The organism is uncultured Marinococcus sp. (assembly GCF_947493875.1).
Lineage (GTDB): Bacteria > Bacillota > Bacilli > Bacillales > Marinococcaceae > Marinococcus.
Genome location: NZ_CANLSU010000001.1, coordinates 281,349 through 305,930, shown reverse-complemented (window position 1 = coordinate 305,930; position 24,582 = coordinate 281,349). Strand labels below are relative to the sequence as shown.

The 24,582-nt window shown below is 47.4% G+C and carries 26 protein-coding genes, 1 tRNA gene and 1 riboswitch; of the genes, 9 read left to right on the top strand and 18 right to left on the bottom strand.

The annotated features are described in order from the left end of the window. Positions 1-44 precede the first annotated feature (44 nt). The 4 genes from Q0757_RS01500 to Q0757_RS01485 all read right to left on the bottom strand — a co-directional run bounded on the left by Q0757_RS01500 (position 45) and on the right by Q0757_RS01485 (position 2,794). The gene (locus Q0757_RS01500) at positions 45-1,019 is read right to left on the bottom strand and encodes a rhodanese-related sulfurtransferase (protein ID WP_298784011.1); all 975 of its coding nucleotides are present in this window, start codon (positions 1,017-1,019) and stop codon (positions 45-47) included. A gap of 350 nt (positions 1,020-1,369) precedes the next feature. Next, on the bottom strand, positions 1,370-1,630 hold the full coding sequence (locus Q0757_RS01495; RefSeq protein WP_298784009.1) for a holin: 261 nt from the start codon (positions 1,628-1,630) through the stop codon (positions 1,370-1,372). Between the two features lie 168 nt (positions 1,631-1,798). Continuing rightward, positions 1,799-2,065, bottom strand: a complete 267-nt coding sequence (locus Q0757_RS01490; RefSeq protein ID WP_298784007.1) for a hypothetical protein — start codon at positions 2,063-2,065, stop codon at positions 1,799-1,801. 108 nt (positions 2,066-2,173) lie between these two features. Next, a complete protein-coding gene (locus tag Q0757_RS01485) occupies positions 2,174-2,794 on the bottom strand; it encodes an N-acetylmuramoyl-L-alanine amidase (protein WP_298784005.1) in 621 nt (206 codons plus the stop codon). Between the two features lie 389 nt (positions 2,795-3,183). On the opposite strand from Q0757_RS01485, the gene Q0757_RS01480 reads away from it, so the two are divergent. Together Q0757_RS01480 and Q0757_RS01475 are read left to right on the top strand one after the other, a co-directional pair. After that, complete coding sequence (locus Q0757_RS01480; protein WP_298784003.1) at positions 3,184-3,594, top strand: Rrf2 family transcriptional regulator; 411 nt, start codon at positions 3,184-3,186, stop codon at positions 3,592-3,594. A gap of 102 nt (positions 3,595-3,696) precedes the next feature. Next, complete coding sequence (locus Q0757_RS01475; protein ID WP_298784001.1) at positions 3,697-4,062, top strand: IDEAL domain-containing protein; 366 nt, start codon at positions 3,697-3,699, stop codon at positions 4,060-4,062. A 75-nt stretch (positions 4,063-4,137) separates the two neighbouring features. On the opposite strand, the gene Q0757_RS01470 is transcribed toward Q0757_RS01475, so the two are convergent. Together Q0757_RS01470 and Q0757_RS01465 are read right to left on the bottom strand one after the other, a co-directional pair. Continuing rightward, complete coding sequence (locus tag Q0757_RS01470; RefSeq protein WP_298784000.1) at positions 4,138-4,965, bottom strand: STAS domain-containing protein; 828 nt, start codon at positions 4,963-4,965, stop codon at positions 4,138-4,140. A gap of 73 nt (positions 4,966-5,038) precedes the next feature. Further along, complete coding sequence (locus Q0757_RS01465; RefSeq protein ID WP_366139507.1) at positions 5,039-5,929, bottom strand: SDR family oxidoreductase; 891 nt, start codon at positions 5,927-5,929, stop codon at positions 5,039-5,041. A gap of 213 nt (positions 5,930-6,142) precedes the next feature. Continuing rightward, a riboswitch (purine riboswitch) is annotated at positions 6,143-6,240 on the top strand. 39 nt (positions 6,241-6,279) lie between these two features. Here Q0757_RS01465 and Q0757_RS01460 point away from each other — a divergent pair. Together Q0757_RS01460 and Q0757_RS01455 are read left to right on the top strand one after the other, a co-directional pair. Next, entirely contained in the window at positions 6,280-7,632 is a 1,353-nt protein-coding gene (locus tag Q0757_RS01460; RefSeq protein WP_298783998.1) for a 5'-deoxyadenosine deaminase, read from the top strand. 85 nt (positions 7,633-7,717) lie between these two features. Next, on the top strand, positions 7,718-8,203 hold the full coding sequence (locus tag Q0757_RS01455; RefSeq protein WP_298783994.1) for a macro domain-containing protein: 486 nt from the start codon (positions 7,718-7,720) through the stop codon (positions 8,201-8,203). 65 nt (positions 8,204-8,268) lie between these two features. On the opposite strand, the gene Q0757_RS01450 is transcribed toward Q0757_RS01455, so the two are convergent. Further along, positions 8,269-8,490 (bottom strand): hypothetical protein, encoded by a 222-nt coding sequence (locus Q0757_RS01450; RefSeq protein ID WP_298783991.1) that lies wholly within the window; start codon positions 8,488-8,490, stop codon positions 8,269-8,271. 114 nt (positions 8,491-8,604) lie between these two features. Between Q0757_RS01450 and Q0757_RS01445 the strand changes: the two genes are divergently transcribed. The 5 genes from Q0757_RS01445 (at position 8,605) to Q0757_RS01425 (ending at position 14,163) form a co-directional block, all read left to right on the top strand. Then, on the top strand, positions 8,605-9,900 hold the full coding sequence (locus tag Q0757_RS01445) for a globin-coupled sensor protein (protein WP_298783989.1): 1,296 nt from the start codon (positions 8,605-8,607) through the stop codon (positions 9,898-9,900). 56 nt (positions 9,901-9,956) lie between these two features. Beyond that, positions 9,957-10,931, top strand: a complete 975-nt coding sequence (locus Q0757_RS01440; RefSeq protein WP_298783987.1) for a DUF4003 family protein — start codon at positions 9,957-9,959, stop codon at positions 10,929-10,931. Between the two features lie 137 nt (positions 10,932-11,068). Next, positions 11,069-12,334, top strand: coding sequence for a DUF1565 domain-containing protein (locus tag Q0757_RS01435; protein ID WP_298783985.1), 1,266 nt, complete (start codon positions 11,069-11,071; stop codon positions 12,332-12,334). A gap of 121 nt (positions 12,335-12,455) precedes the next feature. Beyond that, on the top strand, positions 12,456-13,307 hold the full coding sequence (locus Q0757_RS01430) for a YihY/virulence factor BrkB family protein (RefSeq protein WP_298784483.1): 852 nt from the start codon (positions 12,456-12,458) through the stop codon (positions 13,305-13,307). An 82-nt stretch (positions 13,308-13,389) separates the two neighbouring features. After that, positions 13,390-14,163 (top strand): Cof-type HAD-IIB family hydrolase, encoded by a 774-nt coding sequence (locus Q0757_RS01425; RefSeq protein WP_298783983.1) that lies wholly within the window; start codon positions 13,390-13,392, stop codon positions 14,161-14,163. Between the two features lie 140 nt (positions 14,164-14,303). Here Q0757_RS01425 and Q0757_RS01420 read toward each other — a convergent pair whose 3' ends face one another. From Q0757_RS01420 to Q0757_RS01370, 11 genes are all read right to left on the bottom strand, one after another. Next, a complete protein-coding gene (locus Q0757_RS01420; protein WP_298783981.1) occupies positions 14,304-15,122 on the bottom strand; it encodes a glycerophosphodiester phosphodiesterase family protein in 819 nt (272 codons plus the stop codon). A gap of 269 nt (positions 15,123-15,391) precedes the next feature. Then, positions 15,392-15,637, bottom strand: coding sequence for a hypothetical protein (locus Q0757_RS01415; RefSeq protein ID WP_298783979.1), 246 nt, complete (start codon positions 15,635-15,637; stop codon positions 15,392-15,394). Between the two features lie 200 nt (positions 15,638-15,837). Then, positions 15,838-16,005 (bottom strand): hypothetical protein, encoded by a 168-nt coding sequence (locus Q0757_RS01410; RefSeq protein ID WP_298783977.1) that lies wholly within the window; start codon positions 16,003-16,005, stop codon positions 15,838-15,840. A 175-nt stretch (positions 16,006-16,180) separates the two neighbouring features. Continuing rightward, positions 16,181-16,255 (bottom strand) — tRNA-Arg (locus tag Q0757_RS01405). Between the two features lie 149 nt (positions 16,256-16,404). Then, positions 16,405-16,872 (bottom strand): hypothetical protein, encoded by a 468-nt coding sequence (locus Q0757_RS01400; protein WP_298783975.1) that lies wholly within the window; start codon positions 16,870-16,872, stop codon positions 16,405-16,407. Between the two features lie 117 nt (positions 16,873-16,989). Beyond that, complete coding sequence (locus Q0757_RS01395; RefSeq protein WP_298783973.1) at positions 16,990-18,246, bottom strand: Glu/Leu/Phe/Val dehydrogenase; 1,257 nt, start codon at positions 18,244-18,246, stop codon at positions 16,990-16,992. A 14-nt stretch (positions 18,247-18,260) separates the two neighbouring features. After that, positions 18,261-18,815 (bottom strand): cysteine hydrolase family protein, encoded by a 555-nt coding sequence (locus tag Q0757_RS01390; RefSeq protein ID WP_298783971.1) that lies wholly within the window; start codon positions 18,813-18,815, stop codon positions 18,261-18,263. Beyond that, entirely contained in the window at positions 18,815-20,122 is a 1,308-nt protein-coding gene (locus Q0757_RS01385) for an ArgE/DapE family deacylase (RefSeq protein ID WP_298783969.1), read from the bottom strand. The genes Q0757_RS01390 and Q0757_RS01385 overlap by 1 nt, the downstream gene beginning before the upstream one ends. Positions 20,123-20,288: 166 nt before the next feature. Beyond that, positions 20,289-20,969 carry a M50 family metallopeptidase gene (locus tag Q0757_RS01380; RefSeq protein WP_298783968.1) on the bottom strand — a complete coding sequence of 227 codons (681 nt, stop codon included), beginning with the start codon at positions 20,967-20,969 and terminating at the stop codon, positions 20,289-20,291. Beyond that, on the bottom strand, positions 20,963-21,448 hold the full coding sequence (locus tag Q0757_RS01375; RefSeq protein ID WP_298783966.1) for a DUF6884 domain-containing protein: 486 nt from the start codon (positions 21,446-21,448) through the stop codon (positions 20,963-20,965). The genes Q0757_RS01380 and Q0757_RS01375 overlap by 7 nt, the downstream gene beginning before the upstream one ends. Positions 21,449-21,453: 5 nt before the next feature. Next, entirely contained in the window at positions 21,454-24,531 is a 3,078-nt protein-coding gene (locus tag Q0757_RS01370; RefSeq protein WP_298783964.1) for an efflux RND transporter permease subunit, read from the bottom strand. Positions 24,532-24,582: the final 51 nt, after the last annotated feature.

The window sequence follows — 24,582 nt, the reverse complement described above, 5'->3', positions numbered from 1 at the left end:
TGAAGCCCCCGGCAAAGGATGCCGGGGGCTTCATTTATTTGTATTTATGCATTTTGCATCTGTTCTGCTTTTCTCGCTTCGATTTTTTCCTGCACGTCTTCTGCCGTCAGTCCCTGCTCTTCCATATAACGGTTTCTCGGATGAGTCATGCATTCTATCGTGCAGCTTCTCATATATTTATGCTCATTTTCTTCAGAGCAGATGATTTGATTGTTGCAGTCAGGATCTGCACAGTTAACGTACCGTTCGCACGGTTTCCCGTCAAAGTGGTCCCTGCCTATTACGCGATGCTCGACCTGATTGATTGGCACACTGATGCGCTGGTCAAACACATAGCATTTTCCGTCCCACAGCTCCCCCTTCACTTCAGGATCCTTACCGTAGGAAACAATGCCGCCATGCAGCTGCGCCACATCGTCAAATCCTTCTTCTTTCAAAAATCCGGAAAACTTCTCACAGCGGATGCCTCCGGTACAATAGGTTAATATTTTTTTACCTTCAAGCTGTTCCCGGTTTTCTCTCACCCAGTCCGGCAGCTCCCGGAAAGCGTTAATATCCGGGCGAATGGCACCCCGGAAATGCCCGAGATCATATTCATAGTCATTCCGGGCATCAAGAACGATGGTTTCATCGCTTTGAAGCGCCTCGTAAAACTCTTTCGGACTCAGGTGTTCACCAGTCTGTTCATTTGGATTAATGTCATCCTCGAGGTACAGCGACACCAGCTCTGAACGCGGACGCACATGCATTTTTTTGAATGCGTGTCCCTCAGCATAATCCACCTTAAATTCGGTGTCTTTAAAACGCTCATCCCCTGTCAGCTCCTGCATGTATGCTTCCGTCTGTTCTACAGTGCCGGAAACAGTACCATTGATGCCTTCCTCTGCCACAATGATCCGCCCCTTCAGACCAACCTCCTTGCAGAAAGCCAGATGCTCCGCAGCAAAGGTCTCAGGGTCTTCCACGTACGTGTAATTGTAATACAGTAACACCCGGTACGATTGATTTTCTTCTGTCATTTGTTCTCACCTATCTGGAATATATTTGCAAGATACATTCCTGACTCCCTGTCTTGCAATCAGGAAGCCTTGTCACACAAGGGTTCTATACTTTTCTTTTCGTTATCCCGCGTAAAATACCCACACAGCACCCACGTAATTCAAAAAAGCATAACAAAACCTCAATAAAAATCCCCTGCTGCTAAAGCGGGGATTTCATGTTGTGCGCAGACACATTATATAAAAATTTTCCTGTGCCGGCAAATGAAAAAGTTTTCTGAACAAGAGGAAAACATTGATTTTTATACTTCTTCTATCTGTTTTCTATCTGTTTTCTATCTGTGTCTTCACTTAGTTTTCAGCAGCATATTTTACTGTTTTCTGCTTTTCTGCACATTTTCAAAAATTCCGGTGCCTCCCAGTCCAGCAAGCACTCCTGCCCATACTCGTTCTGCCAGCGCAGCGCTTGTGTACGGAAAAGGGACAAGTGCCAGGACTGCCCCGATTCCGAGCGTGAGAAGGGGTATATACTTTTTCGGCAGCGGGAGCGCCTGCTTTAACAGCTGCATCAGCGCCGTACTTGCCGTACCGATGAATGACATGTACAGCAGAAATTCTGCACTCACTTCCATTTTTATGCCTCCCTTTAATTTCCATTCTCCTTACAAAAGGCATATATGCTTCTGCTATTAAACCATTCTGATAAATTAACTTTTCAAACAATAAAAAAGGCCCGGAGTAACCGGACCCTTTGTATATAATATTCAATTCATTCAGCTTTTTTGTCATCCGCTTTATCTTTACTCCGTCAGCGGCTCCCTGGCAGGCATGGCTCCCTTTTCTATATACTCAGCCATCCCACGCACAATTTCCTCTGCTCCGTATTTTTTTGCCTCTAATGGATACATTTCTTCGACAGTATCCAAATAAAAGGAAAGATCTTTATTACGAAGAAAATGGGAATAGTATTCGCGTTCGCTCTGGAATTCGTGTCTTGATCTCGTTTGAGCAACAGACTGCATTTCAATGTCCGCTAAAGTACGGACCACCTCTTCAAATGTTTTCATGTCTTCACTCCTTTTCATAGGATCAATGACACGCAAAAGTACAATACATGGATAGAATTATATTATACCATGAAAAGATGCGCTATTTCTAATTTGAAATTCAAAACATTAATGATATTCACTCAAGCCCAAATAAATCGCATTAGCTGCTTCATTGCGAAACGCACTCGTCTGCATGTCAGCAGCCTCCTCTTTATTTGATACAAAACCAAGCTCTACAAGCGCGGCCGGCATTGCCGTATTTCTCAATACGCTAAAATTTGCAGACTTTATCCCGCGGTCATTGCTGTTAAATTCATTTACCATATTCGTTTGAAGACCCGAGGCAAGTTCACTGCCCTCGCTGCTTTGCGGGTAGTAGTATGTCTCTGAACCATCTGCGGAGGCTGTGGAAGCTGAATTTGCATGAATGCTGACAAAAGCATCAGCTCCCGCCTCATTGGCAATCCTCGCTCGTTCTTTCAGTTCTACAAAGTTATCGCCGGAGCGGGTCATAATTACGTTCGCCCCTCCCTGCTCAAGTCTTTCTTTTGTACGTACTGCCACATCATTGACCAGTTCTTTTTCATATACACCGTTACCTGTGGCGCCGGAATCATATCCTCCATGCCCTGCGTCAATAGCAATTGTTTCCCCCTCTACGCTGGCTTCAGCTGGAGCAGTTCCCTGCCAAAAGCTGTATGCTGTTATTGCCCCTGCCACCACAATTAGTCTAAGTATAATTTTCATGACCTTCTCCTTTCTTTCATTCTTCAGTAATTGTAAAAAAAGGAAAAAGAAAAAAATACTGCTTATGCCGAAAACAGTGCTTTTCTGATGAGACGGGATGTTTATCCCATCATCTATATACAGTCTTCATGTTATAGATATGACAAATATAATTTCTGCTGACGGAATTCATCAATATTTTATATAAAACCCACATTCCTATTTCCGTTAATTTCCATTTTATTAATTCATTAGTTTCTTAAAATACCACATGTGTATATTAAATTAAGAAATAAATCGCTGTTCAATAATTAAGAACGTTTTAAGCCAATTGCGATTGACAAACAAAACTGTAATATTTATAATTACAGTATAAACATTAATAATCCTTTTCATCCGGAGAGATATGTATGAACAGTCATTTTTCTTTAGCTGTACACAGCTTAACCCTTCTTGCCCTCCAACCGGAGAAGGCCGCTTCAAGTACTTTCATTGCTGAAAGTGCCTCTGTGCACCCGGTACGGATACGAAAAGTGTTAAGCCTGTTAAAGCAGCATGAGTTGATTCATTCCAAGGAAGGCGCAGGTGGTGGCTTTATTCTTTCACGGCCGCCGGAGGCTGTCACCTTGTGGGACGTCTACCAGATTACGTCAAAAGGGACTCTGCAGCCCCGATGCCCTGATGAAAATCCTGACTGTACCGTCGGGGCTAACATGAAGCAGGTGTTAGGCGGAGTTTTCTCAGAGGGGGAAAACGTCTTTGGAGAACATCTGGACCAGTTCACTATTGCTGACATGCTGAAAAAATGTATCACAAATTAACTGAGCAATGTTTTTGCATTCAAAAACAGGGAAATGTATAGTTATAGATAATTCAGATTACACCACTATTAATTAATAGGTAATCCTTAGGAGGTTACGCGAATGTTACCAACAAACGATATTATTTCGGTAGGAGATTGGGTTCGAGGAACCACCATTTATGGTGAATTGGTTGTAGGCTATGTAGAAGCAATTGAAGAATCTTATCAAACAATTAAAGTTAAAGTTATTTCTTCAGATAATCAGGATATTATGGAAAAATCAGCTGAACTGCTGCTGCACAAAGTAAGCAAGCTGAATACCGTGCAGCCCGTTTCAGAGGATGAACTGTATGATCTGATTGATCTTGCGCTTGTCACTAATGACAAACAGTGGTTCCTGGAGCTCACTGCCGAATTGAATAATAAAACAAATGTCGGTTCATCAAACGATTCTTCCTACGCGCTCTCGAACTACAGCGAGTACTAAGAGTCCCGGCATGTTTAAGCAAAAAAGCCCTTTGCAATAAATCTGCAAAGGGCTTTTTCTATGTGTGTAGACTTGTTATTCCTTGATCTGAATGTTCATTTTCTGTTCCAGGGCCTGCTGCAGATGAGCAAAGGTTTTTACTTTACTGAAATCAATACCGAGCCGAACGGCCGTTTCTGCGATTTCCGGACGAATTCCGGTAATGATGATTTCCGTTCCGATTAAACTCAGACCGTGATGCAGGTTGAACAACTGCTGGGCCACCATTGTATCGATAATCGGCACCCCGGACATGTCAATAATAAGTACATCGAGCTCAAGCTTTGCCACCTCTGTAAGAGTCACATCTTCAATCATTTTTGCCCGGTGCGTATCAATGTCTCCGACAAGTGGGAGGACGCCAATATCCCCGATCAATTTAATGATCGGCACGCTCAGCTCCACCATCATCTGCTGCTGTGCCTCCAGCTGGGCTTCATTCATCTGATAGTAGTACTGGTTCACAAGCTCCAGTCCCTTTTCAAATACCGACTGAATTCTCTCTGCCCACTCGGCCACCTGCAGCGGGGAAATCTCGTCCTCACGTTCTTTGAAATAGGTGGACAGACGATGCCAGAGATCAACACGTCCGACTCTGAAAAACTCTACTGAGTAAAATCTCGGGCCCTGATTTTCAAGCCCGTCCATCGCTGTGAGCTGTGCCCAGTCAGTAAGTGACGGTTCTTCCCCTATTACTGCTTTAGCCGTTTCCTCAATAAATCCCTTTAACCGTCCACGAAAGGCCTCCCTGCGTTCAGGATCGTCTGGGTAAATGGCTTCTGACTGCGCTTCAATATCTTCTATCCATGTAGTCACGATCTCTTCAGCATGGTTTAACATGAAATTGTACAGTTGTTTACTCAACGCCAATAATCCTTTCTATCATTTCCTGTATTTAATATATTTTAAAATACATAATCAAAAAAATAAAGCTGTCTTATTGATTTTCGTGTTTTAACCTATCGATCCACTCTGTCTCCAGGAGTCGTTCAACATTCGTCTGGTTCATGCTCCATTCCCATACCTTTTCCTGGAGCTCCTTATCGTAAGCATGTGGGGCGGTGTTTTCTTCAAAAGAATCAATAAAGTACCTGCCATGTACACCGTTTACTTCAGGGGAAGCGGCAAGGTACACCGATGTTTCCGCCCCTTCCGCAGCTGTGCGCAGCATTGGGCGGATAGCCTGGTGGATACGGCGCCCGAACCCTGTAGACCGGTCCACTCCAAGCATAGTACTTACCCCGCCGGGATGCAGGGCATTAACACGAATATTTGTCCCTTCGAGACGGGAAGCAAGGGCATATGTAAATAAAACGTTCGCCAGCTTTGACTGGGCGTACCCTTTCCACGTGCCATATCCCCTGGTTAAATGCGGGTCCGGAAAATGAATACTGCCATATTTGTGGGCTCCTGACGAAACGTTCACGATACGTGCCTCTTCTGCAGAACATTCAAGAAGAGGAAGAAGCTGTAGCGTCAGGGCAAAGTGCCCCAGATGATTCACACCGATCATACTTTCAAAACCGTCTTCGGTAAGCTCTCTTTTCAGTGATACAACGCCGGCATTGTTGACCAGCACGTCCACGCAGGGAACGATCTGTTCGAGCTGACGCACAAAGGTATGTATATCCTGAAGAGAGGAAAGATCGCAGCGCATCACCCGAACACGTGAAGCTCCGGTACTGGCCTTTATTCTCCTCATGGCTTCTCCCCCGCGCTTTTCGTCCCGGACGGCCATAATGATATTGAATCCTTTCACGGCAAGCTGTTTCGCTGTTTCGAATCCCATTCCGGTATTTGCTCCGGTAATAATGGCTGTTTTCTCCATAATTTGCTCTCCTCTGGAATAGTATTGTTACTTTCCTATACCCATTGCTTCAGTTCTTCACTCTTTGTGATGTACATTTTCTGAAAATTATTCTGTTTCCTTTTAGAATAAACAGGAATAAAAACTAGAAGGACAAGCGTATACCGTCCAGTAAATTTTTTGTCACATTATCTCCCAATTCCATTGAAGTTTTTCAGATTCCCCGGTACGATGCAGGTATTACCACTTACCCTTCGTATATATTCAACAATTGGGTTGAACGTTTCTACTGGGAACCGTAATTTCCAACTACGAAGAACGCCTTTTGCGGGCGTTCTTCGTTTTTTTATGCATACAAAGGAGTGTTTACAATGACATCAATTTTAATACGGCAGGCAGAAATCATGACGATGAACGAAAACAATGACATTGTGTATGGTGACATACGAATTGAGAATGAATACATTAAAGAAATCCGTCCCTCTTTAACTCCCCATGCGGGTGAAAAAGTGATTGAAGCGCAGGGACGAACCGTGCTGCCCGGTTTTATCCATACCCATATTCACCTGTGCCAGGCGCTGTTTCGCAGTCAGGCGGATGATCTTGAGCTGATGGATTGGCTGAAGGAACGCATATGGCCGATGGAAGCTGCCCACACTCCTGATTCTATCTACGCCTCAGCAATGCTCGGCATCGGCGAGTTAATCCGGAGCGGCACAACCACGATCGTCGACATGGAAACAGTCCACCATACAAACGCCGCCTTCGAAGCCATAGAAGCTTCCGGCATCCGGGCTTTATCCGGCAAAGTTATGATGGATAAAGGGGATGAACTGCCCGCCCCCCTGCTTGAAACCACGGACCAGTCCGTCCAGGAAAGCGCCGATTTGTATGAAAAATGGAACGGCCGGGATAATGATAGAATACGCTACGCGTTTTCCCCCCGGTTTGTTGTCTCCTGCTCTGAACCGCTGCTGCGCGAAGTTTCCCGCCTCTCCAATCATTACGGGGCGTACGTGCACACCCACGCTTCGGAGAGCCGGGGAGAAATAGAAATTGTTGAAGCTGATACAGGCATGCGAAACGTAACGTACCTGGACCATCTTGGCCTCGTGCACCCGCGCCTTATCCTCGCCCACTGCGTGTGGCTCGATGACCATGAAAAGCAGATTATTAAACAAAAGGGCGCTCATATCAGCCATTGCCCAAGCTCCAATATGAAGCTTGCTTCCGGATTCGCAGAGATCCCGGACCTGCTGGATCACCATCACAATGTCAGTCTCGGCGCCGACGGCTCCCCGTGCAACAACACACTCGACATGTTTCAGGAAATGAGGATGGCTGCCCTCATTCATAAGCCCTCCTATGGCCCGACAGCCATGAATGCCAGACAGGTTCTTCGCATGGCAACCATCGAAGGCGCGAAAGCGGTCGGCCTTGACCAGGAAATTGGGAGCATTGAAATTGGCAAAAAAGCAGATTTGTCCATCCTGAATCTTTTCGATTTTCATACGTATCCGAGTGAAGGCGCAGATCCTTACTCCCGTGTTGTGTACGCCGCCTCCAAAGATCAGGTGGAAACCACCATCGTGAATGGCCGGATTGTCATGGAAGACCGCAATATGCAGACCATGAATAAAAACGACGTGCTCAGCGATGCAAACAAAGAAGCAAAGCAGTTATTCCACCGGGCTTCCAGGTATATGTCTAATTCTTTTGCATAAATTATGAGCAATCTCCTCCCTGCCGGCTGGAAATTCTGATATGCTGATGACGGAATAATAGCGCAGAAGGAAAGGAAGAGAAGATATGCTTAGTGCAAAACAAGGAGATATTACCACTGTCACCAATGTCGATTATATTTGCAATGCTGCCAACGGGCAGGGGACGATGGGTGGCGGCGTAGCTGCTGCCATCAAAAAAGCCGGGGGAGAAGCTATTGAACAGGAAGCAGCAGCCTATTGCAAAAAGAACGAACCGAAGCGCGGAGAGCTTTACACGACCACGGCGGCCAGCCTTCCGTATGAAGCCATCCTTCATTTAGTGACAATGGAGGGCCCGGAGGAAAAATCGAATTACGACGTGGTTTATTCCTGTCTGCAGTCGTTAATACGCTACTGCCAGGAGAATCATATCTACCGGGTCGCCCTTCCGGCACTTGGGACGGCCACCGGCGGTCTTGATCCCGACACCGTCGCAATTTACTACCTGGAGCTGCTGCACAATGTAAGAGAAATTCAATTTATCGCTGTCGATATGGATGAAACGTTCATTCAGGCGCTCGAAGCAAAATAGCACAGATTAAAGCCCCGGGATAAAAAATTCCGGGGCTTTTCATATTATTTTTTCAATCCTCCCCTCTACTTCTCCGTATTTTCTGTCTCCTGCCTGCCTGCAATCTGCACCGCATGGACAACAGCAATTGCAGCCACAAAAATAGACGGAACGTACACCGTAATGAGCAGACTTACATACAGCACAAAAAACAACACAGCCCAGAGGTATTTTTTAACATACACCTGCCCTGCTCCTGGAATGAAAAGCGACAGCAGCCCCGCTATCCACATCTTTTTGTTCCTCATGTTCCATTCCCCGCTTCCTAAAATTTTTAGTTCTTCATGAATACTAATATTTTTTCAGCCGATATAAGAAGTACTGAATTCCACAAACTATTATTGCATCAGGAGGCTATTAATATGCTGTTTTCAGCAAAATCATCATCTGCACCTGCTTCACAATTTCCAGGGGACACCCGTTCCGGCAGCCGGATCAGGCTTTCCCCCGGGAGCGACCTGCACCGCCAGCTCCAGCTGATTCATCTGACCGACCACGACCTCTACATACTGTCCGAACTCCAGCCAGTCATTGCTGAAAACATCGAGGCCATTGTTGATGCTTTTTACCGCAACCTTAAGAATGAACCCAGCCTGCGCGCTATTATTGAAGAGCACAGCTCGGTCGAACGGCTGAGCCGTACGCTCGGTGTCCATGTTCAGGAAATGTTTCAGGGGACGATGGAGGATGCCTTTATTCAAAAACGGCTGAAAATTGCCCAGGTTCATCTGCATATCGGCCTGCTTCCTAAATGGTATATGTCCTCGTTTCAGGACATGGAGCAGTCCATCCTGTATTTTATTGACCGGCATCTCATCAACCGGGCTGACATGCTGCCGGCGGTTCGAGCAGTTACGAAAATTATTAATCTCGAGCAGCAGCTTGTGCTTGAAGCCTATGAGGAGGCCCATCTTACGCTCCACAAAGAACAGCAGGCTGTGAAGGATCGTCTGCACGAACAGATTTCTTTCACCACCCGCTCGCTCCTCAAGGTTTTTAACCAGACAAATACCTCTGTGGCTTCGCTTACTGCGACCTCTAACAGGGTTGGTGCCATTTCAAAGGAAAGCGTTCAGAGCAGCTCAGAAGCTGCCTCCCGCTCCGAAGAGGGAAAGCACGAGCTTGAACAGCACGGAAAGCATATGAAAAGTCTTCAGGAGCTCATGGATTTTATGCGCACCGAGACAGGCGAACTTAAAGCAATTGCAGCTAAAATAGATGATATCACAAACATCGTCGCAGGGATTGCTGAACAGACGAATCTTTTGGCCCTGAACGCTTCAATTGAATCTGCACGTGCCGGTGAACACGGCCGGGGGTTCGCAGTTGTAGCCACAGAAGTCCGCAAGCTTTCCGGTGAAACAAAAAAATCAGTGCATACGGTATCTGAGCTTGTCCGAAAAACTAATGACCAAATCCAGCTTGTGAGCAACCACATCGAAAACGCGGACAATCAGATCAGTGACGGCACAAAACGGGTTCATGAAATCAACAGCATGTTTGACGGTATAGTGCAGGAAATGGCAAAAAGCCGAGAGCAGAGCAATGACGCCGAAACGGAAGTACATTCACTTATCCGGGAGCTGCGCGAGGTCGAGCAGGCTATTTCCCAGGTAGGCAGTTCTGTTTCCTCCCTCCATGATTTAACGCAGGAATAATATTCCCGCTTCTCATGCTATACTTGCAATATAGCCAGAGAAAAGGAGGGCCCAGATTGGAAACTCAGGATCAGCTTACAGATATCACAAAACAGTATTTGCACACCTATGAGGCATTAAAGAAAAAATATCCGTGGCATCATTCGGACGCCCGTATGTTCATGCTGATGGCATCAATGTACTCTCTGCACCAGAAGTCATTTGATATTGAACAGTTCGATTATCTCCAACAGACGATTAAAAAGAAAAACAGCTGGTTTTCTCCGCTTCGGTCCCACCAGCGCTTTCCAATCGCCGGAATGCTTGACTGTCTGGCTGAGAACCCCGAAGACAGCTGGAGTGGTTTTAAGCAGGTGTACAGCCAGCTGGTTAAAGGCCCGTGGGGGCGCGGCACTTCTACGTACGCTGCCGCTTTGTCTTATTACACATTCTTCCGGGACGACTTTTCAGCTGTGCTGGCATTTACTGCCTGGTATGAGTTCCTTCAGGGATCCTTTCCGGACTTAACGAGTACAGACTATTATCCTCTCCACGCGCTTTATATATATCAGTTTCCCGGAAATAAGGAGCAGATGATTGAGCATATGAACAACGCTCATCATCAGCTGTTGCAGCGGGACTTTAAAAAAGGCACCCAGATCCAGTACCTTTCCTTTTTAGCTGCTCTGAATCTTGAGAGCATGAACGAGAATGCATATTTTGAACGTTTTGACGAAATTCTCCGTCACTGGGAGTCCGAGCAGTGGCACGTACGCCCGTTCTATTATTCGCTGCTGGGAGTGCTCGGATTTACAGCTTCTTTTTCTTCTGTTATTGATGACGCCCGGAGCATTCACTCCCTGTTGGCTGAGCAGAGTGAGTTCCGGAGATTTCAGCATTTTGCAGTTCATATCTCCATTCAGATTGCTGTGGCTCATAACGCTTCAGCACAAGGCGCCAGCCTCTCTTCATCAGTAGTCGATACGCAGCGGGCTGTGGCCCTGCAGGCGCTGAATTCTTCAACTTCTGCTTCAGCCGCGATAACGCTGTAAAACACACTGAAGGCGCAAGCTGCCCCTTGCGTCTTCTTCCAATTTATAACTGTTGCAATTATTACAATTGTGCTACGATAGTTTCTGCTTATTCACCTACGCGTAACGTCTCAACAGTTCACAGGGAGGGAATTCAGATGCCACGTTTTTGTTCTGTTATTATGATGCTTTTTTTCTTATTATTTATAAGCGGCTGCGGCATGCTCCCTTTTTCTGCTGATTCCGGCGAGAGTGACGGGGGAATATTTGTCTCCCCGTCAGGAAGTGATGAGCAAAATGGCACCATCGATGCTCCGTATCAATCGGTGCAGCAGGCCTTTGATACCGCAGAAGCCGGAGATACTATATATTTACGGGAAGGCACCTACCGGGAAAATGTAAAAGTAAACCAGCAGGGCGAAGAGCAGCTTCCCATCACTATACGCCCATTTGAAAAGGAAAACGTCCATTTAAAAACTGCTGGCGAAAAGCCGTTTTTCGCTTTAGAGGATACCGAATACATAACGATAAAAAAATTCACCTTCCATCAGGAAAACACAGCCTCTGTGATCGTTTCCTCCGGAGAAACCCGGGCCCTTCAAATACTTGACAACCGCTTTTTATCGTCTCAAAAAAAGGAAGAAGAGCCCGGATCAGCAGTCCATATAGCCAGTTCAGAGGCAGACAGCATTCATGAGGACACGGTCATAAGCGGAAACACTGTCGAAAGATGGAAGTATGCCCCAGCCTTTTCACTAATCGGCAATATAACATCGTTTACGGTCTCCCATAACCGCTTTGAGAAGACTTCCGGGACGTCTCTCGATCTTCAGGCAGTTCCGGGAGAAGTAAACGGCCGCGTCCCGTCCGGCGGCAACGTAAAAAACAATATCATTAATTCTTCGAGTACAAGCTCCGACCCGGGCATCGCTGTCGACGGCGCCCATTCGATCGCTTTTTCCCATAACACTATCAGTGGAGGGGCGATTGGCACATTCATCCGTAATACTTCCTTTGCGGAAACGGAGGATCTTTCGTTCAAAAATAACATATGGCGGAACCAGACGTCGGTTGGTACAGCACTGGTGCAGGGGCCTGCTGAACGACCTATCAGCCGTGTGTCCTTTTCAAAGAACACCTGGCAAAATGCCCATGGCAGCCGGGACTCCGCACAGCTGCGCATCCAGTCCTCCATCCGGCATTTAAGCGTCATTAACAACGATTTTAAAGGAAGTGCGTTTGATGGATTTTACATTGATGCCACCGAAGACATCAGCACCTATGTTACTCTTAAGGATAATTCCTTCCCTTCTTCTGCCAAAGCCGAATGGAAATGGGAGGGGCGTAAATTCCGGGATCCCGTTACATTCCAGCAATATATTGGACAGGACGCCCCGGCCTCTTCTTCTGCAGAAACTGAGTAGAGGCTCCGGCTACTTGCGGGGTCCAATGATTCTAACCTGTGCAAAAGCTGTGCACAGGTTTTTCCTTTCTATTCCCAGCCTTTTGTATAATAACAGAAGGACAGTCTGAAGGAGTGATAGTATCAAAAGCATAACTGCTTTTATTAAAAACCTTTTTTCAGAATTAATGAAGGATAATGCTGCCGGCCTTGCTGCCCAACAGGCGTTTTATTACCTTTTATCCATTTTTCCGCTGCTGATTTTGTTTCTATCGCTTCTCCCCTACTTTAACATTGATGCCGACCGCGCTGTTTCGGTTTTGTACCAGTTCGTGCCCGCAGAGACTGCCTCCCTGTTTCAGGACACGATTGAGGATACGATAAACAGCTCGAGTAGCGGTCTGCTTACCATAGGGATCATCGGCACCATATGGACAGCCTCCAATGGACTGAATGCTTTTATCAAGGCGGTGAACGGGGCTTATGATGTTCCGGAGACACGTTCCTTTTTAAAGGTACGGCTGTTATCTGTCGGTTTAACCTTTGGGTTAATGCTTTCCGTTATTATCGCACTCTTACTGCCCGTTTTTGGCAGCCTGATTTTGTCATCGATCCAATCATTTATTTATGTCCCGGAGGATACTGTTTTTCTTGTTCAGCTCCTGCGCTGGCTTATTACTATTTCAATCACCTCCGTTATTCTCGCCATGCTCTACCACCTTGCCCCGAACAACAATATGCCGTTTTGGTCCGTTCTTCCGGGGGCAATGACTGCGACTCTGCTCTGGCAGGTGATATCGCTGGGATTCTCCTTTTATGTCAACAACTTTGCCAACTATGCCTCCACGTACGGCAGCCTTGGCGGCGTCATCGTGTTAATGCTGTGGCTGTTTTTGGTTGGACTGATTCTTGTCATCGGCGGGGAAATTAATGCGCTCGTTTATCGCCGGAGGCAAAGAAGGCATCCAGCACCCCTGCTTCACGATTACTATTAACTTCCCTTGACTCTGCATTGGTAGAACGCAAATGATTGTAGTATACTAAACGGGCAAAAGTGTAGAAAAGGAGAACCCATACATGAGTAAAAAAATGATTTTTTTCGATATTGACGGCACACTGTATGATGAAAACAAACAGCTTCCTGCTTCCACGAGAGATGCTATCCACAGGCTCCGGGACAAAGGCCATGACATCGCAATCTCCACCGGAAGAGCACCGTATTTGTTTGACGATCTCCGGGAAGAGCTGGGTATTCACACGTTTATTTCGTTTAACGGCCAATTTGTAAAATACAATGGCACTGCTATTTATCAAAATACGATTCCTACCGAAACACTTCAGTCTCTGCAGTCCTTTGCTGCTGAAAAAGAACATCCGATTGTATTTATGGGCAGCAATGATATGAAAGCGAATATTGAATTTCACCATGATATTCATGACAGCATTACCACACTCGGCGTTGGACATCCGGAATTTGATGCTTCGTTTGCGGAGCAGAACAATATTTACCAGGCACTTCTGTTTGCCCGGGAGGATGAAGAAGACCGTTATATAAACAAGATGCAGGATCTGCGATTTGTGCGCTGGCATCCTTATTCACTCGACGTCATTCCTCCAGGGGGCTCCAAAGCAAACGGGATCAAAAACCTGATCGCCGAAGCAGGCATTGAGCTTGAGGACTGCTATGCCTTTGGTGACAATTATAACGATGTGGAAATGCTTCAGTATGTGCCAAACAGTGTTGCCATGGGCAACGCTCCGGACGAGGTTAAAAGCTATGCCCGCCATATTACGGCTGACGTGGGCAATGACGGTATTGCACGCGGTCTTGAAAAAGTAGGTCTGCTCTAGCGAACCAGCTTTCTTCGCGTAGTAGAGCGCATAATCAAGAAGCCCCTTTATAAAAAAGGCGGCTTTTTTTCTGTATAATCTAATATATAGTGATACAAATTCGGTAAACGAAATTTTAAAACGGATGAAAAAAGGAGTCTTCATTCTTTAGAAGGCTCCTTTTGATGCGCAGGTTCTGATGGCTTTGATGGTTCTGTTTGTTCGGAAGGCTCCGGTTCCTTTGGCGGTGCCTTCTCAGGGGGGTACAAATACTGCTGGAGTGCCTTTGGCTTATTTGTAATAATCCCTGTGACGCCGGCATCTATTGCTTTTTTCCAACCGCTCTTTTTATCAATGGTGTAGGGAACAACTTCGAGCTCCTCGTTAATAGCGTCGTCAATCCAGGATTTATCGATTGTGCGGTAATGAGGATGAAGCTCTGTCGCCCCGACGATTTTAGCGTATTCACACGGACGGTACAGGTGTACCGCGTAAAGAATAGCGATATTGATCTCTTCCGACAGCTCCCGGGCGTAGGCCATCGACCTGTGGTTAAAGCTTGATACCGTAGCCGTTTCTATTTTTTCATAGTTATTCAGCAGGCTAATCACAGCTTCTTCAAGCCCTTCATGGGCAATATTGGAATTTTTTAATTCAAGCACAAGCCTGGTCTTTTCAATGCTTGGTTCCTGCAGCAGTCGCTCAAGGCTGACGATTTTTTCCTTGCGGTATCGTTTATGCATCCATGCCCCGGCGCTTAAATCCTGCAGCTCTTTGTATGTATATTCATGAACACTTCCGGAAGCGCCGGTCGTTCTTTTCAACAGCGTATCATGGATCAGTACCGGAACCCCGTCCTTTGACAGCTGCACATCTGTTTCAATCGCGTCTGCCCCGTCTGTGACAGCCTGGCGGAAAGCCGACATGGTGTTTTCCGGGCGGCGGTCTGAAGCTCCCCGGTGCGCTATAATTGAAGTCAAAATATCTTTCCTCCCTGCACACAACCGTGCAGCCTGCTTTGTGACAGCAGGCCATCCTTTCGGTTATAATCGTTCTTTTCAGCTTTTTCGCCCGATTTTTATAAATCTTGCCTGCATTCTTATGGTGCTCTTAATTATATATTCACATTACGGGCATTCAAAATCAACCATTAAGGTTTTTCTTTTAAAAAACGAACGGTGTCTACCCGCCTTTTCTGATTTTCTTTAGGTGGCGCAGAATGGAAAGCTGCAGTTACAGCATATTCATTTTAATTATTGCTCGCTTTTTGAGACAGAATATACCTTTCACTGATACCCAAAAAACGTAATTCTCCCCTGCCGTTAGACGAAACGGAAGACGGTTCCGAAGACACATCTGCTTCTTTTGATAAGCTGTTGACCTCTTCGTGCATCTGAATCGTCTGAATGCTCGATTCTGTATCATACCAATGGTATCCGAACAGACCGGCAATACCCAGACCGATTACCGTAATAATTGCATAAAATTTCCCCATGCTCCCCACTCCAATTGCGTTTCGTTTGATAAATAATGATAGGTCTGCAGCCCCCCTGCCGCAGCTCCATCCATTTGATATAAGCTTCTAGCTATTACCCTATATTATATACCCCAAAGATGATACAAACTTGAATCATTTTTCGGTTAATTATGAGCTTAGCCCTACAAAATACAAAAAAACTCCGCCATGGCGAAGTTTTATAAAAGCATGGATGTATTTAATAGTACAAGCGCAAGCAGCGAGCTTCCGTATAACAGGGAACACAGCTGCCGGGTTTCTTTTGTATCTGCATTCGTGTTCCACAGGCCATAAAACAGGTAGGTGAGCACGGTAAATAACATCAGGGATAAAACAATAATAATCATGTTAACTCCCTTCCGGCTTTTTGTCAGAATCTTTAATTTAATTTTAATGCATGCATTCGCGCATTTCAAACCTTTTTCACTTTTGGACACATATTTTCTCCAGGGCAACTTTTATACCGGAAACGGATTAAACAACAACCCCCCGGGCCTGGGCCCGGGGGGTACTTATATATTATGGCGCCCTAGGCAGGATTCGAACCTGCGACCTACAGCTTAGGAGGCTGTTGCTCTTCCCCTGAGCTACTAGGGCTTATGTGAACTACTATAAATACACGGATCTTTGCTGCAACAAACAAAGACAAATGTAAGAATACGTGTAAATACGCTTATTGTCAAGATTCCCTTTTGGAAGCATATGATAAAAGAAAGCACCCAACCATCAAGTTGGATGCTTTTTTACTATTTCGTTACTTTATATTCCCGCAGCATGTGAGCGAATACCTGCTCGATATGCTTTTTCTCAAGCTTTGTGCAGTCTTTTGGCTTTTTGCCGGCTTCGGCAATTACCCACTGGTTGCTGCGCGTGTCGATCAGGTACAGTTTATCGTTTGGAAGGAACACCTGGCTGAGCGATTTCTTTTTCGGTTCATCCAGTGTCAAATCAACCATAACGTCGATGTTACGGTCGAAGTGACCGCTGACGGATCCTTTTAATTCAGACTCCAGCAGTTCAATGGTGAACGTTTCGTCCCTGAACCGTTTTCTGTAGTCTTCTTTTTCCAGCTCGCCCTGTTCTACAATTTCCGTTAATACTTCGTCGAAATCTCCCCAGAGCTTATCAATGCATTTACTGATACGCTTCATTTTTTCTGCTGTCGTGTCTTCCGTGTCGTTTTTATGAAAATCAAATTCTTTTGACCAATCCATCTAATCCCTCCTAGAACTCTTAACAGTTTTCCTTCCCGTTCCCGGAAAAGCTCACACTAGCATTTTATCTTGTTGACTCCCCTATGACTATAGCTTCATGCAGAATTTGTTAATTTTTTATATCCAGCCCCGGTACTCCATTGCTTCCTGCAGCCGGTTCATGGCAAAAATCATGGCACCGTTTCTGTTGGTTGTGTTGTGTTCGTAGGCCGATTTTTCCGTTTGTTCGTACGCTTCGAGTATAAATGCCTTCATCCGTTCATTAATTACATCTTCGGACCAATAGTAATTCATGTGGTTTTGAACCGATTCCAGATACGACACAATAACACCGCCGGCGTTCACTAAAATATCCGGATAGACTGCCTGCCCCTGCTCCTTTAAAATATGGTCTGCTTCCGGTGTCGTCGGTCCGTTTGCAAGCTCCATAATTTTCGGGGCCTTTACCCGTTCTGCGTTTTCTTTTGTAATGACCCCTTCCATGGCAGCCGGTATCAAAATATCCGTATCCGTATAAAGAATGTCCATGGTATTTTCGAGCAGATAGTCTTGCCCGTAATCCTGCAGGCCGTTGTTTCCTGCTTTTGCCTGCTGGGCTCGCGGAATATCAAGACCGTCCTGTGCATAAAGGGCGGCTTTGGAATCGCTGACGCTTACAACTTTACAGCCTAAATCGTACAGCAGTCTCGCGGCGATCTGGCCGGCGTTGCCAAAGCCCTGCACGGATACACGTACATCTTCGGCACGTTTGTTTTCCTGCTCGAGCATTTTTTCGATAATATACACAGCGCCGCGGGCTGTTGCCGATTCCCTCGCTTTTGAACCGCCGACAAGAGGCGGTTTGCCAGTAATAACACCAGGCTCATGACCGCCGGCCATCCGCGAATACGTATCCATCATGACGCTCATGATTTTCGGATCCGTATACACGTCCGGGGCCGGCACATCTTTATTGGGACCCAAAAGATCAAACAGGGCCTCCGTGTACCCTCTGCTTACCTGGCGAAGCTCCCGGTTACTCAGCATGGAAGGATCACAGACGACGCCTCCCTTTGCTCCGCCGTGCGGAATCTGCACAAGCGCACACTTAAATGTCATCCAGGCAGCCAGCGCACCTGTTTCCTCTTCATCTGTCTGTGGATGAAAGCGGAGTCCACCCTTCACTGGACCGAGCACATCATTGTGCTGCGTCCTGTAGCCGGTAAACATCTGCGTATGGCCGTCGTCCATTTCCACTGGGAACTGGACCTCCACTTTTCTTTTCGGGTATTTCAGTATTGTTTCTACAGTGTCTGGCAGTTGAATAATCCGGGACGCTTCAGCGATCTGCTGGTGCACCACGCCGAGCGGCCCCTGGTTGTTTTGTCCGGTCATGAGTTTCTTCCTTTCTATTGGACTGATGCCCCTAAAATGTTTTCTGCGTGTTTCAGCGCAAACGCGTGCCCTTCCTCGTCAAAGCTTGCCACGGCATCCTGATGAATGACGATATCAAATCCTTTATTGTAGGCATCCACTGCTGTATGAAGAATGCAGATATCGGTACAGACCCCCGCAAGATGAAGCTCGGTAATGCCACGTTCCCTTAACTTCAGCTCCAGGTTGGTTCCTGCAAATGCACTATACCTTGTTTTGTCCACCTGCCAAACATTCGGCTGGTGTCGCATGGATTCATACAGGCTCTGAATGCTTCGATAAAGGTCCCTCCCCTTCGTTCCAGCTATATTATGGGAAGGGAACAGCTTCGTTTCCGGATGATAATCATCTCCTTCTTCGTGGCGGTCGAGGGCAAATACGACAAAATCACCTGCGGCCTGATACGTTTCGATTAATTGATAAATAGCGCCTTCGATTTTCTGTCCCGGCTCTCCACAGGTGAGTGCACCTTCCTCTGCCACAAAGTCCATCGTGTAATCAATCACAATCAAGGCTCGCGAATAGCTCATCAGCTTTCCCCTTCCTTTTTATGAATGCCGCACCACCGGATTAAAAAGTCTGCGTACACCTTTGTTACATTTTTTACACTTTCAAGGTCCACCCATTCATCGGGCTCGTGCATCTTTGCCCCAGATGGGCCGTAGCATGTAACCGGAGTATTATAATAAAGGCCGTAATACCGGGCATCTGTCGTTACCGGAATCGCCTGTCTGCCGCATTGTTTTCCGGTCACCATTTCGTGGGCTTCATCGAGCTTGGCAAATAGCGGGTCTTCCTCAGGCATCACCATCCCCTCGGCATGAAAGCCGAAGGATTCGAAAGAGGGCGGGTATTCGCGGAGCCATTCATCGTCTTTCGTTTTATCGAGAATCCAATCGATTAAATCCTGCTTGCCTTCGGCCGGGTCCTTCCCCGGGTAAATTGCAGACCTCACCTCAAGGGTCGCTTCTACAGGAATATTGGAGGCAAAGTCCCCGCTGTGCATCGTTCCCACCTCAACGTCGATCGGTTCTGTCATATGAGCAAATTCCGGCGGCTTTTGTTCATCCCGGTTGACGTATTCCCGGTAGCTCTGGAGAGCTTCAATCACGCTCTGTGCTTTTTCGATGGCATTCGCTCCGACACCGGTTTGATCCGACTTGAGGTTGCTGCTCGTATCGATATGAATGCGAAGCCAGATGCTTCCGAGCTGGGCGGTGGATGGACACTGCCCAAACGGCTCCGGAATGAGAACGGCATCAGCCAGGTGCCCGGCATTCGCTGCTGCGAGCGTTCCGTTGCCTGTTGCTTCTTCTTCAATAACCGTTTTGATGGAAAAATCAGCTGACGGTTCGTAGCCTGCATCCTGTATGGCTTTATAGGCATAAATCATTGCCGCAACGCCGCTTTTCATATCGAGTACACCGCGTCCGTACATACGGTCCCCAATACGATGGGCTCCCCATGGATCCACGCTCCATTTGTGCTTTGGCTCTGGGCTTACGACGTCCACATGGCCCTGGAATAGCAGACTCTTCCCGCCGGAATCCCTCGAACTGCCCGGCGCTTTTGCCACTACTACCGGACGGCCCGCGTAGGACCACTCGCTCGGGGAGTACCCCGGAAGAGAACTGATTTCTTTTTCATCGACATCCACTGTCTCCACGTCCATCTGAAGCTCGTTCTGGAAAAAATTCTTTAAGTATAATTGAAGCGAACCTTCATATTCGATCGTACTCGGAAACCGGGCGATCGTCTGCAAAAACTCTATTTCCTCTTCCCACAGCTTATCAACTGAAGCTGATATTTTCTGACTCGGATTGATGGTTTCGGTCACTCGCTATCCCTCATTTCTGAAAATCTCTTTTTCACTTCAGCTTTTCCCATTTTCGCTTTAAAGTATTCTTCAAGCTTTAAAATCTTCCTTTTTACCAAAACAGCTTCGGTTTGTTAACGCCGCCTGTTTTTCCGGATAAAAAAGAGAAAACGACTAAGCGTTTTCCCTAAATAAGTACAGCACTGTCCCAATGCAGCCAAAAACCGGCTGAAAACCATGCGGCTGCAAGCGCCAGTGCAAAAAAGAGCACACCCCATACCTGCGCGGGGATGCGGCTCACCCGGTACATCCCTGTAGCATCTCCGGCATCCCCCGGCATCTGCAGACTCCGCTGCAGAATGATCCAGGCCGAGCGAACCGACTGAATAACCAGAAGCACGCCGAGAATGAACATAATCCACATCATAAGCATAATCATATTTTCGATAAGCAGATACAGCCCTCCGCCCGAAGCTGCCAGCCCCCAGATAATCCCGGCAGGATTGCGAACCCATAGAAGCGTATTCCAAATGAGCAGGCCTACGAGGCCAATCATGAGTCCGCTGTACCAGCCCGAAGTAAATATCCAGCTGTAAAGAACGGCCATTCCGCTTGCAAACGGATAGCCGGCAAACGTTGTAAGCGCCTGGCCAAGCTTGCCCTTATGGCCAGTTTCAGCAAGTCCCTCCCTCGTATAAAATAAAGAGATCGACCGCACTCTCCCGCCGGTGGCAAGCGCCATGAAAGCATGACCGTTTTCGTGCACCATCGTTTGAAACAACGATAGATAGGTGCCGAGCACAGGGATGTACGTAAGCGCCATTAACACGACAGCTGCTGTCAGAAAAAACAGGATCGTTTCTACCATGACTCTTCTTCCCGGGCATGAAGGGGAAGCGGGCGATGGCTTGCTACCGCCTGCTTTAGCGCCTGCTGCATGTACCCCATCCCGCGGTATTCCCGGAGCGGAAAAACAGTTCTTTCCATAGGCAGTATCCTTGTCACGACCGTATCGTATTTTTTGCCGAGCAGTACGACATATTGGTCGTACTCACTCATCTGTTTTTCCTGCCACTGCTGCATACAGAAAGCCCGGGTAACCTCATCCTGCTGTCCTTTTCCAAATGTAACATCGTAATTTGTATCAATGAGCTCCTGTGGGTACATAAACCCGTGTTTCCCGGAGAGTACGGCCCACTGATCAGCGAATGTCTCTGCGTAAGCCCGGCACAGCTGATGAAACGTACTCTGATACACGTGTTTTACAGGAAGTGGCCCGAGAGCCGGCTCCGTGTCCCAGGCTTTTTTCGCCCCGCAGGGAATAATTGCGAGCTGTTTCAATACCATTCACCTTATTTCTTTGATTTTCGCGCACGTCGTTTTTGGTCGCTTTCCGTTTTCCAGGTGTACAGGGCCGGAACCAGCAATAGTGTCAGGATGGTGGAAAAGACAAGCCCTGTCACAATAGCTGTTCCCAGCGGCTGAAACAACGGGTTGTCTCCAAGAGCGATCGGAAGAAGACCAGCGATGGATGTCAGGCTTGTCAAAAGAATTGGCCGGAATCGTGCTTCCCCCGCTGCCACCACGGCTTCTTTAACACCTTCACCGCTCCGTATGCGCTGTTCCATAAATTCTATCATAACGACCGCATTCCGTACGACGATGCCGGCAAGGCTGACTGCCCCCATCATCGACATGAATCCGAGACCTGTCTGTGTAAGGAACAAACCGAGAATGACCCCTGCGATTGCCACATACACTGCACTCAAAACGATAAACGGGATGCGCAGCGAATAGAACTGCAGCGCAAATAATATGAGCAGCAGGAAAACCACTACAATAAATATTTGTCCGATATCAATAAATACATCGTTTCGTTCGGATGTCTCTCCCCCCACCTGGACATTGACGCCGCCGTATTCATTTTCAATGGAGTCAAGAGAATCCCCAGCCGCCTCTAAAATCTCATCCTCAGAAGCATCTCCCGGATAGGCACGTACCGTAATGGTCCGCTCCGTGTTTTCGTGCGGAATGGCGGAGGTTGTCGTTTCCTCCACCCCCTCGCCCAGGTCACTTAAAGTAACTGCTTCGCCGCCTTCGTCTCTGGCCATAACAATCTGGTCCAGGTCGTTGTTTGTCACCTGCTCGCCGTTATCATACATTATTTGGACTGGCACAATTTCATTATTCTCGTTCCACTGCCCAAATGGTAACCCTTCCCCGAGCAGGCGAAGCTCTGTACTTATGGCCTCATTAGTTACACCTGTACCTTCCAAAGCTTCTCCGTCCCGCTCGAACTGCCACTGGTTTACGTTCTGATTGGCGTTTGAAACCGCTAAGTCAACACCTTCTGTTTCTGCAAACAACGATTCAACCTCCGCTGCAGCAGAAAATAGTTCGTCCGTTTCTTCTCCGGAGAGCTCGACTGCAATCGGGGCTCCCACCGGAGGACCGGATTCGACAATGGACCCCTGAGCTTCAACATTGTCAAAGGTGTCCCGTATTTCTTTCGGCCATATTTCGCTTCCCTGCCTCGCTGGAATTTCTTCAGGATTCACGTAAACGAGAAAATTCATATCATTTGATCCGGCAGCACCACCTCCTGAGCCACCTGAAAATACGGTAGGAATTTCCGTTCCCGCATATGAAGATACCGACGTTACTCCCTCTCGTTCCTGCAGCCAGCTGCTGACTTCCTCCGCTTCGGCTTCCGTTTCTTCAAGCGGAGTATTTTCCGGCACAGAAGCTTCGATAAATACTTCCTCCCGCTCCGTGTCCGGGAAAAATTCGATCGGTGTATAAGGCACGAGCGCAAATGCCGACGTCCCGAGTATCAGGCCGGTAAGCGACACAATAACCGGCCTTTTCACGACACGCGTCAGCACGCGTTTACTGTACCAGCTTGCTGATCGGTCAAGAAAGGAGCCCAGAAATCCCGGTGAGGGGCGCCTGTCCTTCTTCTTTCTTCTTTTTTCCACAATGCCACGGTAAATAGGGATAAAAAAGATGGCGAGCAGTGTAGACGAAATCAATACCGTAATCAGCACTACAGGCAGCGGGCGAATAAATGAACCCGCCGCGCCCGGAAGGAATAAAAGCGGAAAAAAAGTGAATACGACAGCAAGCGTCGACACGATAACTGAGACAAGCACTTCGCGCACTCCGTTGCTCGCTGCATCAATTGGGCTGTCACCCATCCGGAGCCGGCGGTCAATGTTGTCGTTTACGACAATCGCATCATCCACAAGAATCCCGAGTGAGATGATAAAAGCAATTAAAGAAATTTGATTCAGGCCTACATCGGTAAATGGAAGAGGAATCATCCCGATTGCAAGCGCCGCTGGGATCGATATGGCTACCGACAGCGCCGTCCGCAGCCGCAGACCGATGGAGCATACAATTAATACCGATACAAATGCCACCACGAAGGAGATGGCCAGACTTGAAAATAAATCATCCACGACATCGCCCTGTGTATATAGCTGGGTCAGCTCCATCCCTTCAGGCAGCTGCTGCTTAAAATCCGCTATCACTTCATCTAAATTGCTTTGCGCCTGTGGCACACTCGCGTTTTCCGCGAGAAAGAATGTTACCGACAGGGCCGACTGTTGATTATACTCCACCTGTTCTTCAATCGGAGCATAGGTGTTTTCCACAGTTGCGACATCGCCAAGCATAGTGCTTTCCCCATTGCTCTGCTGTCCCGTACTTATTTCAATGTTTTCCCAGTCTTCCACATTTTCAAGCGCTTCAAGCTCTACCTGGTACTGCTCTCCGTCCCGCTGCCATTCGCCGGGCGGAATGACTTCCGAGGCGGAAGAAAGCGCCCCGATAACCTGGCCGGACTGAAGCCCTTCCTCCTCCAGTGCTTCACTGTCGAGACGGACCTGCAACTCACGCTCCACGTCGCCGGTGATTTCCAGACTGTCGATATCAGGTAGCCCGGTGAACCGCTGCTCCCAGTTCTCAATTAACTGTACCGCCTCCGGAACCGCTTCCTCCTCCACCGTGAGCTGATAGATAGCGAGCCCCTGCTGGCTCAGTTCACTGTTGATGGACGGCTCTTCGGCATCGTCCGGAAACGAGGTGCTTACCTGTGAGAGCCTCTGTTCAAGACTGTTCCACACCTGCTCCGGGTTTTCCGTGCTCTCATCAAGCTCTACAGTAATGGACGACAGCCCGGGTGAGGAGACCGAAGAAATAGACGCTGTGGCCGATTCGTTATCAAGCTCTTCCTCGAGCTGATTCGTGACCGTCGTTTCCACTTCTTCGGCCGAGGCTCCGGGATAGACCGTAGTCACCTGTCCCACCGGTGGATTTGTTGATGGAATTTCTTTTTGCGGCAGCTGGAAAAAAGACAACGTACCGACAATGACCAGCATCGCAATAAATAATAAAATCAGCTTTGGTTTTGCAATTATTTTTTTCACGTTTTTCCCCCCAGTATCATTACCCCCAGTATACTTTGTTTTGAACGAAAA